This window comes from Herbiconiux sp. FW305-C-125, assembly GCF_058783455.1.
The window spans coordinates 178,296-191,122 of record NZ_JBYSYO010000005.1 but is presented as its reverse complement, the minus strand read 5'-3'; the positions used below and the strand labels follow the sequence as shown (position 1 = coordinate 191,122).

Below are 12,827 nucleotides of genomic sequence, written 5' to 3'. Positions count from 1 at the left end.
CAGTTCCGAGTTCGCGCGTTGACCTCCGTTTTCGTCTGCGGAAGCGTGGGCGCGCGTCAGTGCACGTCGAGGTACTGGTCGCCGATGCCGATGCGGGTACCGCGGGGTACGCGCATCCGCTCGCCTGGCACCAGGTCGATCGGTTCGACGAGGTCGAGGCCGAGGCGCGTGCCGTTGGCCGAGCCGCGGTCGGCGATCCAGAGCCGGTCGCCCTCGAGTCCGAACTCGAAATGGGTCTTCGAGACGCTGCGCTCGGGGTCGATGATCTGAACCAGGTAGTCGTAGTGTTCGCCCTCACGCGGCACCGGGTTTCGGCCTACCAGGCCGCTGCCGGAGACGCGGATGCTCTCGCCGGTGCTGAAGACGAGGCTGAACAGCGGGCCGCCGTGGGGGCTCAGTGGGGCTTGGTCCGACGGCGGTTCGGCGGATGTCGCGGCGGGAGTCTGGCCGGCCGTCGGGGCGGCCTCGGTCGCGGGCGCTGCCGGTTCGGGAGCGGCAGCGGGCGGGGCGGACGGCGGTCGGGCGGCAGCCGCCTCACGGGCGATTGCATCGAGCAGGGCCCTGCGGTCGTAGCGCTCGGTGTCGCCCAAGGTGGGGCGCGGGGCGATCGCCGAGGTGCCGCATTCGCCGCAGAGCAGCGCCCCAGGTGTCAACGTCGTGCCACAGGTTCTGCACTTCACCGGATGGTCCGCCTCTTCTTGTCCTTGCCATGATACGTGCGCAGCGAGCGGGGCGAGACGCGGGCGCGCAGCCGCGCGAACCAGCCGCGGGAGTCGAGCAGGCGCCGGCGTTCCGCATCCGCCCGGGACCAGATCTCGTCGATTTCGGGTTCGGTGGGGTCGCCCGGGGCGTACACCGCGCCGTCGACGCGCTCGGCCAGGAGCACGGCCGCGTCGCCGCCGAGCACCTGCGCCGCCTCACGGCGGGTCGCATTCGGTGGGGGCGCGAACGCGGCGTCGCGGGCCAGGTCGACCACCTCGGCCCAGCCGCCGGCGGCCCGCGCCCGCGCCGTGCCCCGCGTGCGGCGACGGATGCGACGCCGGCGCTTCAGGGCCAGCACCGTCACGAACGGGGCGAGCAGCACGGCGAGCACCGCGAGGGTGACGCCGGCGACCGCCACGACGGCGAGCACCGTCGCCAGCAGCTCGTCCGGCGCGGTCGACTCGTCGTCGTCCTGCTGCAGCGGTGCCGCCTCCACGGGGTCGTCGAGGTCGTCGGAGCGAGGCGGCAGCACATCGGGGGGCTGCACCGCGGTCGAACTGTCGTCGAGCGCACTCTCGGGGATCGGCCGGGGCTCCGGCACCGGGTCGATCGCGACCCAGCCCTGCTCGGCGGTGAGCACCTCCGTCCAGGCCGTGGCGTCGCGGCCGTGGACCTCGATGGCCGCCGTGTCGGTGGCGGTTGCGGTGGCGGCTGCGTCGCCGGTGGCGGCGCTCGCGCCGGCCGCGGGCAGGGTGAAGCCCATCGCGACGCGCGCGGGGAACCCGGCCGCCTCGGCGAGCAGCGCACCCGCCACGGCGTACTGTTCGGCGTCGCCGAGCATGGGGGTCGCGGTCAACAGCTCCTGGATGCGGTCGGCACCGTGGCCGGATCGGCTGAACACCGCACCCTCGCCGGTGCCCGAGCGGTAGCCGGCGCGCAACCCGTCGACGACGGCGGCGAGTCGTTCGCCCGGAGACGCGGCTGCGGGTGCCCACTCCGAGAGCCGCACGGCCACGGCGGCGGGTGCCGCGTCGTCGGGTGCGGGAGCGGGGCCGCCGGGCGTGAGGGCGTCGAGCGCGGGTGGTGCCGGGTCGCCTCCGACACGGGTGCTGAGCGTGTACGCGTCGCCCTCGCGAAGGCCCTGGGTGTCCGCCACGGTACCGAGCACCGGGCTGAAGTAGAGGGAGTTCTGGAGCGCGTCACGATCGCTGCCGGCTGTGTCGCCCGGCGCGAGGAAGGTGACGTCCGCCGGGTCGCCCACGGTGGGCACCCAGACCGATTCGTAGTCGCCGACCCGCACCTCGACCGAGGCGGTCGCGCCCTGCCCGTCGTCGGTGGCGGCGGCCTCGCCCAGACGACCCGGCACCCGGGCGAACAACGCCGCAGCGTCATCGGGGGCGCCGACCGTGTAGACCACGCCGTCGTAGTCGGCCATGCGGGCCATGACCATCCGCTCCCCCGGTTGCGCCCCGGTCACGGTCAGCACCACCGCGTCGGCCAGCGGCGGTTTGGCGAAGGCCCGGAAACCCGCCAGCGGACTGGGGTACTCGCGGGCATCGAACGGCTGCTCCACGGCATCCCGCGCCACCGAACGGTCGGGCGCCGGCAGCGCCGCCGCCACGAGCACGGCCACCGCCACGCCCGCCGCCACGATCGCCACGGCGGCAGCGGCGCGGACACCGCTCCGCGCCCTCGCCGCACCAGCACCACCCCCACGCGCGCGCCCTCCGCCGGCGCCCGCTCCACCCGCGCGCGCGTCCGGCGATCCTGCTGCCGCAGCCGCCGGCCGCAGACCCGGCGACCCGGCGCCCGCCGCCGCGCCCGCCAGCCCCGCGCGCGCCGAGCCCCCGCGAGGGGGCGCCAACCGCGGGGCGAGCACGAGCCAGGCCAGCGCCAGCACCGCGAAGAGCGCGCCGACCGCGATCGGGGCGAACGGCTCCGCACTCCCGAACACCACACCCGTCACGAGCACCACCGCGGGGAACGCCACCGCCGGCGCGGGCCGTGACGCGCGCGCGGCGACCGTCACCGCCAGCACGGCCGCGACGAGCAGCACCACGAACACCGGTACGAGCAGCGCCTGGTAGCTGCCGACGGGCACCTCGATGGTGAGCAGCTGGCGCCACCCGGTCGCCGTGGTGACCACCAGATCGGTGAGGCCGCCGAGCGTCGGCAGCCACCCCCCGACCGCCTGCGCGGGAACGGCGAGCGGCACCCCGAGCACGAGCCACGCCACGACCGTGGCCCCGAGCACCACGGGCGCCGGCCACGACCAGCGCGCCCCGGCGGCACCGATGGCGACCCCCACGGTCACGGTCACCACGGCCAGCAGCACGAAGGCGACGGATTCGTACACCGGCCACCACACTGTGGCCGCCACGAGCGTCAGCAGCTCGAACACCCCTGCGGCCACGAGGATGCGACGCCACCGGCCGACCGCGATCACGTGCCCACCGCCCGGGTGAGCACGCGCACGAGGTCGTCGAGGTAGCCGATGCGGGTGATGCGAAGCGAGTCGATGCGCACGAGCGTGGCCTGGGCCTCGGGCTCGGCCACCACGGCGATCACCTCCACGCCGGTCGCGAAGTGCGCCGCCGCAGCCCGGAGCTGCCGGGCCGAGACCGACGAGCCGCAGGCGATGAACACCACCGATGCATCCGTCGCCGACTCGCCGACGGCGCGCGCGACCGTGGCGATCCGCGGCGCGCGCGCCGACACCGGCTGTTCGAGGGCACTGAGTTCGTCGAGGAGCAGGCGGGGCGTGCGCACCGCGAGTCGCCCGCCGCCCTGTGATCGGCGCCGGGTGCCCGCTCCGGCGAAGACCGAGACGGTGGCGCCGTCGGCGATGGCGCGCACGCCGATGGAGGCGACCACGCTGACAGCGAGCTCGAACTCGTCGACCGAGGCGTAGTCGGCGGCCGAGAGCGATTGCAGCACGATGAGATGGCTGCGCCGGGTCTGTTCGAACTGCCGCACGAGGAACGCGCCGGTCTTGGCCGTGCTCCGCCAATGGATGTGCCGGCGGTCGTCGCCGGCGACGTAGGGCCGCAAGGCATGGAAGGACATGTCGCTGTCGGTGAGGTCGGCGGTGGGAATGCCCTCGAGGTCGCGCAACAGACCCGTCGTGCTCACCGGAAGCGCAACGACCGGCGGATGCACGTACAGCTCGGCGGTGCCCGACCGCACCGATTCCCGGCGCGCCAGTCCGAGTGGGTCGCGCCGCACCATGGTCACCGGCCCGAGTGTGATCACGCCGCGCCGCTCGGTCGGGACCGACACCAGCACCTCGCGCGTCTGGCGCGCGGGCAGCGCGGGCACGGCGATGGGCTCGATGCGATCACCCACCGCCAACTCGGCCGGATGCGCCCGCTGCCGCCGCCCGGAGTCATTCGTGACCCGCACCGCGACGGTGCCCGAGTCACCGGCGACCACGCGGTGGTCGAGCACCTCGATCTCGATCCGCACCCGGGCGCGACCGACCAGGAAGCCCGCAGCGACCATGCCCACCACCGCGGCGACCACACCGATGACGAGCAGTTCCGTCCAGCCGAACACGATGCCGCAGGCCAGCCCGGCGACGGCCATCGCCACCACGACCCAGCCGCCCGAGGAGATCGCGACGGGCATCCGGCGCGTGCGCTCGGTCATGCCGCGGGGGTGTCCCCGGGCGGCGGGACGTCGAGCAGGATCTGCGAGATGACGCCGAGCGAGGTCACCCCGTCGAACTCGGCCTCGGGGTCGAGCACGAGCCGGTGCGCGAGCACGGGCCCCGCCAGGGCTTTCACGTCGTCGGGCACGACGTAGTGCCGGCCATCGGACGCGGCATAGGTCTTCGCGGTGCGGATGAGGGCCAGCGCCGCCCGCACGCTCGCGCCGAGACGCGTCTCGGCGGCGTCGCGGGTGGCCTGCACGAGGCGTGACACGTAGTCGTTGATCGTGGCGTCGACGTGCACCGTGCGTGCCTCCGCGGCGAGGAGGGTCACGCCTTCGGCCGTGATGATGGGCGGCAACGGTTCGCCGTGCGGCCGTTCCGTGGCGCCCTCGAGGATGCGCAGGGTGGTCGCGTGGTCGGGGTAACCGATGCTCGTCTTGATGAGGAAGCGGTCGAGCTGCGCTTCCGGCAACCGGTAGGTGCCGGCCTGTTCGATCGGATTCTGGGTGGCCACCACCATGAACGGCGCACCGACGCTGTGCGCCCGCCCGTCGACGGTGACCTGCCCCTCCTCCATCACCTCGAGCAGGGCGGACTGCGTCTTCGGTGAGGCGCGGTTGATCTCGTCGGCCAGCACCACGTTCGCGAACACGGGGCCCGGGTGGAACTCGAAGGCACCCCGGTTCTGGTCGTAGACGCTCACCCCGGTGATGTCACCGGGCAACAGGTCGGGGGTGAACTGGATGCGACTCGAGGTGCCCCGCACGCTGGCGGCGATCGCCCGCGCCAGCGAGGTCTTGCCGGTGCCCGGCGCGTCTTCGAGCAGCAGGTGACCCTCGCTGAACAGCGCCGTGAGCGCGAGGCGGATCACGTGCGACTTGCCGTGCACCGAGCGCTCCACATTGACCACGAGGCGCTCGAAGACATCGGCGAATCGCACCGCCTGCTCGGTCGTCATCGTCATCGAAGCACCTCTCCGCCCGGTCGGCGCGGTTCGTTCCGGCGCACCCTATCCACGGTACACATGGCCCCGCCCGTCGATCTGCACGTACAGCCCCGCGTCGCCGGGCGCCACCGCCGCACCAGGGCGGCACGAGTTCGCGGTGACGACCTGGCCGTCCGGCGGGTCGTCGGGCGAAACCGTGCTGGTGCCGCAGAAGTACTGCGGCGTCAGCGCGCCGTTCTGCGGCGGCGTGCTCCAGGTCCACGTCGTGCCGTCGTAGCTCGGCGGCTCCGGCTGGAATTCGAAGGTGATGGATGCGGCGGGGGCGGTCACCGGGTCGGAGTACGGCCCGCACACCTCCACACCGCTCCAGACGTTGCACACCCTGATGACGAATCGGTAGGCCACGCCGAAGTCGCCCCCGGTGAGCTCGCGCGGGAAATTGCCGAGCTGGAAGCCGACCGCGGCCCCCTCCGGCTGGCCGCCGCCGTCGACGGCGCGCACGTAGTACCGCGGGTTCGCGGTCTCGTTGGGCGTGGGGGCCGCGTCGACCCGCACGTCGCTCACCATGCCGTCCTGTCGATACTGCATCGTCATCGCCACTCCCGACGCGTCGACCTGGCCGGGGCTCGGGTACGCGACCGCCGTCACGACGGCCGACGCCACGCATCCGGCCGCGTTGTAGCCCCACACCACGAAGGAGTAGCGGGAATCGACCGCGGTGAGGCCGTCGAACCGCGCGCTGCGGGCATCCGCGCCGAGCGCCTGTTGTGCCGCCACCTCGCCGCCGGCGCGGGGTGGTTCGACGGCGCCGGGCGCGGGTGCCGAGACGGTGCAGGCCTGCGCGCCGCTCGGCACGGCACTCGCGCCTTGCACCAGTAACTGCGCGAAGTAGCCCCGCACCGGATCGCCGTTGCCGCCGAACTCGGGCCAGGAGAGCGTCACCGAACCGAGGTCGCTGTCGGGATTCGCAACCGCGGCGACGGCGGATGCGACCGGTGCGCCGTACGGGGTGCCCGCGGCAGACGCCGACGGCCAGACCGCGAGTGCCGGGAACGCGCTGTTGCGGGCGGTCACTGTCACGGTGCTCGACTGGCCGTTCGTGAGACCGGTGACCGTGCTGCGGCAGCCTGCGCCATCGCAGTCCGCGCCGACGGCATCGAGGGTCTGCACGACCCGACCGTCGACCGCGAGGTCGTACTGCCGCACGGCCGAACCGCCGGCGCCGACCGTCGCCGCCGTCCAGCGCACGTCGAGCGCACCGTCGCGTGGTGCGATCGTGAGCGCACCCGGCGCCGTCGGCAGCAGATCGCTCCACACCGGTACGGCGTACTCGGCGGCGGACGAGCTGCCGAGGGCGTTGACCGCCGCGACGCTCACGGTGACGGCGTTGTCCGGGCCGTTCCCCGGCGTTCCGACGTCGCAGGTGGTGCTGGCGCACCGGCTCACGATCGTGGCGCCCGAAGGGGCACGGGTCGCCACGTCGAAGCCGATGATCGGGGCGTTGTTGGCCGGCCCGGCCGCGAACGAGACCCGCACGCTGCGATCGCCGAAACCGACCACGCTCAGTGCGCCGACCGGGCCGGGCCGGTCTTGCACGGCGATCCGCACCGTTCCCCAGGCCGCACGCTCGGGCTCACGGGTGGCGTCGAGCACCTGGTACTGCAACGCGACATCGGTCGCCGGCGCGTCGGGCGCCACCGTCACCTGCAGTTGACTCCGGTCGGCGCTCGGCGAGACCGTGATGCCGGGCGGTAAAGACCCCGCATCGGCCCCGCGCACCGCGCTGACCGTGAGTGGCTGGTCGGGGAAGGGATTGGTGGCGGCGTCGTTCGCGAGCACGTCGACCGTCGTGGTCTGCCCGCGCGGCGCGATCACGGTGTCGGTGGCGGGCACCGCCAGCGGTTTGTTGGAGGGCACCACGGTCAGCTCGATGCGGCCGGTCACCCGGTCCGTCACGCCGTCGTCGACCGCCACGGCGACAGTGCCCTGCGTGCCCTTCTTCACCCCTGCCTCCGCCGACACCGTGAGGGCGGAGCCCAGCAACAGGACCGAGAAACCGGCGGGCTTCGGGTCGAGCAGCTGGTAGCGCAGTGCGGTAGCGGGAGTGCCCGCGGGCGAGCTGGTCAGGCGAGCCAGGTCGAGCACCTTCTGCTGGCCGGGCTCGAACTCGACCGAGGCGCCGGCGAAGACAGGCGGCTGGTCGTCACGCGGGGTGACGGTGATGGGCAGCACGAGGGTCGCCCGGCGCGCATCCGCCCCGTCGCCGTCGGCCACCTCGACGGAGATGGATGCGGGGCCGAAGTACCTGTCGGCGCTGCGGAAGACCAGGGTGCGCTCGTCGGCCACCAGCGGCGAACCGTCGCCGTGAGTCGCACGCACCGTGTTCGGGTCGGCGATGCGCACCTGCCGGCCGCCCACGGTCACCACCTGGTCGCGCAATGGGATGGTGAGCGGGCTCCCGCTCTCGACCGTCAGCTTCGGCGCATCCGGTCGCAATTGCGGCAGTGCGTCGTCGGTGCCCGGCACCCAGATGAAACCGCTCGAGCGCACGTTCGGGTCGTCGGGGTGAGCCACCGTGAACGGGATGACCTGGCGCTTCGGCTGCACCGTCACCCTCACCCGACCGGCATTGACACGAGCGACGGCGGCGAACGCCGGCTGCACCGAGAGCCAGAGTTCGCTGGGCGGCCCCTCGGCGAAGAACACGTTGGCGAGCACGTCGACCTCGACGGTTTCGTGATCGAGGATGTCGGTGAGCGAGAGCACGGTGTCGCTCACCTGGGGCCGGGCGAGCGGCGCGTCGGCGCGCACGTCGACCGTGGCGAAGCTCGAGCTCGTGCCGCCGCGCGCATTGGCGATCGTGTAGAGCACCCCGTACCGTCCCGGTTCGTCGGGGGTGGTGACCGAGAGCATGTCGTCGATCACGGTGACGCCCGCGCCCGCCGTCACCGGCGTCGCGTCGACCACCGAGAGCGCCCCGCCATCGGGGTCGGAGTCGTTCTGCAGCACCCGCACGAGCACGGTCTTGCCCGGGCGCACCAACACCTCGTCGGGTGTCGCGACAGGGTTCCGCGCGCCCGCGGGCCGCGCGGAGACACCCACCCGGATGGTTCCGGAGGCGCGGGCGCCGAGCCGATCGACCACGGTGTAGCGGAAGTCGTCGGTGCCGGTGGAGTAGTCGCCGGCCGTGTAGTCGATCCAGTCGGCGCCGGTCGCGGCGACCGTGCCCTTGTCGGGCACCGAGTCGATACCGAGGAACTGCACCGAGTCGCCGTCCGGGTCGATGCCCGTGAGCGGGATCGGGATGCGCACGGTCTCGCCCGCGATGACGCGCGCCGTCACCTGCTGGGGCACCGGAGCGGCATTGGCCGTCGCATCCGCTTCGCGCACGCTGATCGTGACGGGCGCGGTGGCCCACTGGCCGTCGGGTGCCTCGACGCGGTACTCCGCCGTGACGTCGCCGGGGGTGTCGGGCGCGAGGTAGCGCAGGCGCGAGCCCGAGACGAAGAGCAGTCCCGAATCGGCGCCCGGGAGCTGCGCGAGTTGAGGGGAGAGCGTCAGCGCATCGCCGTCGGGGTGCACGTCGTTCGCGAGCACCGGGATGTCGACGACGTCGCCCACCCGCACCGATGCCGTGTCGGCCACGGCGATCGGCGGTTGGCGCTGCGCCGGTTCGGGAATCTCCACCACACTCACCGAGCCCTGCGCCTCGGCGAGACCGTTGCTGACGGTGTACCCGAACGAGGTGCTGCCCGTGTCGAGCGGCCGGCTGAGCGTGACCCGGATCATCCGCTGATCGATGACCTCGACGCGCAATCCGTCGGCCTCGGCCCCCGCGGCGCCGGCTCCCGCCCGGCCGTCGCCCGCCTGGGTGACGCTCAGCACGCCACCCGCGGGGTCGAAGTCGGTGGCCAGCACGTCGACCAGCACGCTGGCGTTCTGGCGCACGAACGCCGAGTGCGGCACCGTCACCGGAGTCGTGTTGGCGTCGGGCGGAACAGTGGTCACGATGCGGATGACTCCGGACGCGGTCTTCGAGCCGTCGGAGACCGCGTAGTCGAGGATGGCCGTCCCGGCCGCCTGAGGGGTGAGGCGCACGGTGCCGTCGGCGTAGTCGGGGGCGATCTCGAAGCCGTCGTGGGCGGGAACGTTCGCGAGCCGGAGCCCTGCCCCGCCGCCGTGCACATGATCGAGCGGGGACACCTCCACCGCGCGGCCCACCTGCGCGAGCACGGCGAAGCCTTCGGCCACCAGCGGCACGTCGGCGGCCTGGCTGGTCGTCACCGCGATGGTGCCGACGGTGGCCGCCTGACCGTCGCTGACGCTGATCGACACCTCCTTCGCGCCCGTCGACTGCCCGCCGTCGGTGACGGTCACGACACCTTCCGGGGTGGCCGTGGCGATGTCGGGGGCCGCCATGGTGGCTGATTGCAGATAGAAGGCGTCGCCGTCAGGGTCGTACCAGTCGCTGCGCACATCCGTCTCGGCGCGGCCGCCCACGGCCACGGCGACGGTGGTGCGAGTGCTCTGCACCGGCGGCGAATTCTCGTCCGGCGAGCGCACGGCCACCCGCACGGTGGCGTCGGCCGTTCCGCCACGGCCGTCGGAAATGGTGTACCCGAACACCACCTCGCCACTCGCGGTCGGCGGCAGGGTGAGCTGCAGCTGCTGATCGTCGGTGACGCGCTGCACCGCCCACTCGACCCCCTCCGGCAGCCGCACCTCGTCGATCACGATCACGTCACCGTTGGGGTCGTAGTCGTTCAGCAGCACCGGCAGCACCGTCGACCGGCCCGGGCGGGCGCCGAGCTCGTCATCGACCGCGACCGGCGGGCGCTGGTCGGGGTCGGCGACCACCGGCTCATCCGCCACGGTCTCAGCCGAGCGATCGTCGGTCGCCGGGTCGGGCAACAGCTCGGCCCAGTTGTCGATCGGAGCGTTGTCACGGGTGACGTCCCAGGCACGGCCGGTGGTGGTGTCGCTGAGGAGCACCGCCCCCCGGCCGTCGGTGCGGAACGCCAGCGCGTCGCCCGGCACCGCACCGCTCAGCGTGCCCTCCCGGCCCTCGCTCTCGCCGTCGCACCGCGTCCACGAGCGGCCGTCGGACCAGCCGGCGTAGCGGCATCCGTTCACCTCCACCGGCGACGCCGACCGGCCCGCGTGACCGGACGAGAGCACGGATGCGCTGCCGTCGGCGAGCGCGACTTCCACCAGCGCCTCGGTGGTCGCCACCAGAACACCGGGGGCCGCGCGGGAAGGAGCCTGCAGCCAGGACTCGTCGGCGGCGGCCGGGAGTGCCACGTCGAAGGACGCCTCTGCCGTGCTCAGGCGCCCGGCGGTGCGATCGAGCACGACCCAGCGGTCACCGACCGCCGAGATGGCGAGGTCGTCGGCCGGGTCGACGTCGAGCGGAGTCGATGTCGCCTCGCCGGCCCGAGCGGGATCGACCGTGAACACCGACCCCGTCGCGGCCGACACCGCGAAGACGGTGCCCCCGACGGAAATAGCGGTGTCGCCGCCCGCACCGAGCGTGAGGTCGGGCGCGACCTGCGGGTCGAACGCGGCCAGCGCCTCGGGGTCGACGAACCAGACGTCGCCCGTGGTGCGCGAGGTGACGACCGCCACCGCCGGGGTGAGCACGATTCGCACGTCACCGATCGGCAGCGAGATCGTGTCGGCCACCACCGCGCTCGCGGTGTCGATGATGCGGGCCTCTCCCCCGCCGAGGTCGGACACCACCACGGTCTGACCGTTCTGGCTCACCGCGAGCGAGCCCGACTCCATCCGCAGCGCCGTGTTCAGCTCGCCGATCTGCGGATTCGCCCGGCCGACGGCCTGGTGCTGGTCGCTCGTCACCCACACCGTGGCGTCGTCGAGCTCCACCTTCTGGGCCGTGTACCCGGTCGACGCCACGGCCACCACCGCGACGAGCGCCGCGATGACGGTGCCGCTCGTGACAGTAGCGAGAAGGGACTTGTGCGACGCGGCCCAGGCAGCGACGCCGGAGCGGCTGATCATTCCAGCGCTGCGCACTTCTCAGAGCTGGCGGCACCCGACTTGCCGGCGCGCACGACGGCGACCGACACGCACACGGGTGCGTCGTCGGTGGGAACGGTGGCGAACTCGGTGCTGCGCTGCACCGAACTCTGCCCGGAGGCGGTGGTGACACGATAGCTGTCGCCCGCTTGCAGGCCCGGGTCGGCCCAGGAGAAGAGGATGCGGCCCGCGCTCGCGGTCGCGGTGATCTCGCCGACCCGCGGGATCGACTGCGCGCCCCCCTGTTGCGCGAGGGCGATGCCGCCGGCCGCGAGCCCGGCGGCGGCGAGCACGGAGGCGCCCACGATCAGCCCGGTGCGGAGCGCCTGCGAGCGGCCGCCGGCGCTGCCGCGTGACGGTGTGCCTGCCCGGAGCGGCGAGTCCCCGCTGTCGCCCCACGAGGATCGCGAACCGTGCCGCTCGGTGGCGGCGGTCGCCGCGGTGCCCGAGCCCGTGCTCCCCGAACCGCGCGAAGCGCCGCCGGTGCCGCGGGCCGAGCCCGCGCTCGGGCGTCGCCGCCGCCCGGTCGTGGTGGCGGGCCGCGCCGGGCCGCCGCCACCGGCGACGTGCAGCACGGTGCGATCGTCGGTGTCGCGGCCGTAGTCGGTCGCCCACTCCGCCATCGCGATCTCCGCCGGGGTCTGGGCGAGGCCGAGCTCGGTCTCCACGGCCTGCAGTTCGCGGAGCAGCTCCAGCACCGAGGCGGGCCGCTGCGCCGGGTCTTTCGCCAGCCCGCGGGCGAGGATGCGCTCGAGCGTCGCCGGCACATCGGTGCGACCGATCGGCGGCAACTTCGCCTTCGCGATGCGGCGCGCCAGTTCGCCCGGCGCCGACCCGCCCCCGGGTTGCTCGAACGGTGACCGGCCGGCCAGCAGGGAGTAGAGCGTCGCCGCCAGCGCCCACACCTCGGAGGCCACGGTGCCGTTCGTGGTCTCGGCGATCACCTCCGGCGCCGACCAGGGGATCGACAGGCCCACCGCGTCGACCGCCGCGTTGCCGCGAGTGGAGGCCGAGATGCCGAAGTCCGAGAGCACGGGCGCGCCGTACGCCGTGAGCAGGATGTTCGACGGCTTGACGTCGCGATGCAGAATGCCCTGCTCGTGCGCGGTGTGCAGCGCCCCGGCGATCTTCACGCCGATGCGCAGCACCTCGGCCACCGGCACCGGTTCGCTGCGATAGCGCTGGCCGAGTGACGACGAGCAGAGTTCCATCACCAGGTAGGGCCGCCCGTCGGAGGAGACACCGGCTTCGTAGACCGTGAGGATCGACGGATGCGCGCTCAACTTCGCCATCAGGTCGGCCTCGACCTGGAACATCCGCCGCACCTGCTCGTTCACGACCTCGGGCAGCATCACCTTCACCGCCACCTGCCGGCGCGGCATGTTCTGCTCGAACAGGAAGACGTCGGCGAAACCGCCCGAACCGAGCACCCGCACCGGGCTGAAACCCGGCAGGGGCGGAGGCGGGGAAGGCAGACGCCGAGCCATCGAA

General features: G+C 73.4%; 6 protein-coding genes. All 6 read right to left on the bottom strand.

The genetic code is table 11. From position 1 onward, the window contains the following. Positions 1-56: 56 nt before the first annotated feature. The 6 genes from AC3WLB_RS14415 to AC3WLB_RS14390 are packed head-to-tail and all read right to left on the bottom strand — an operon-like array spanning position 57 to position 12,823. Positions 57-680 carry an FHA domain-containing protein gene (locus tag AC3WLB_RS14415; protein ID WP_492507089.1) on the bottom strand — a complete coding sequence of 208 codons (624 nt, stop codon included), beginning with the start codon at positions 678-680 and terminating at the stop codon, positions 57-59. Continuing rightward, positions 677-3,148: a transglutaminaseTgpA domain-containing protein gene (locus AC3WLB_RS14410; RefSeq protein WP_492507087.1), complete on the bottom strand. Its 2,472-nt coding sequence runs from the start codon at positions 3,146-3,148 to the stop codon at positions 677-679. The genes AC3WLB_RS14415 and AC3WLB_RS14410 overlap by 4 nt, the downstream gene beginning before the upstream one ends. Further along, on the bottom strand, positions 3,145-4,350 hold the full coding sequence (locus AC3WLB_RS14405; RefSeq protein WP_492507085.1) for a DUF58 domain-containing protein: 1,206 nt from the start codon (positions 4,348-4,350) through the stop codon (positions 3,145-3,147). The genes AC3WLB_RS14410 and AC3WLB_RS14405 overlap by 4 nt, the downstream gene beginning before the upstream one ends. Then, the gene (locus tag AC3WLB_RS14400; protein WP_492507083.1) at positions 4,347-5,318 is read right to left on the bottom strand and encodes an AAA family ATPase; all 972 of its coding nucleotides are present in this window, start codon (positions 5,316-5,318) and stop codon (positions 4,347-4,349) included. The genes AC3WLB_RS14405 and AC3WLB_RS14400 overlap by 4 nt, the downstream gene beginning before the upstream one ends. 45 nt (positions 5,319-5,363) lie before the next feature. Next, positions 5,364-11,318 carry an Ig-like domain-containing protein gene (locus AC3WLB_RS14395; RefSeq protein ID WP_492507081.1) on the bottom strand — a complete coding sequence of 1,985 codons (5,955 nt, stop codon included), beginning with the start codon at positions 11,316-11,318 and terminating at the stop codon, positions 5,364-5,366. After that, positions 11,315-12,823: a serine/threonine-protein kinase gene (locus tag AC3WLB_RS14390; protein ID WP_492507079.1), complete on the bottom strand. Its 1,509-nt coding sequence runs from the start codon at positions 12,821-12,823 to the stop codon at positions 11,315-11,317. Before AC3WLB_RS14390 ends, AC3WLB_RS14395 begins: the two co-directional genes overlap by 4 nt. Positions 12,824-12,827: the final 4 nt, after the last annotated feature.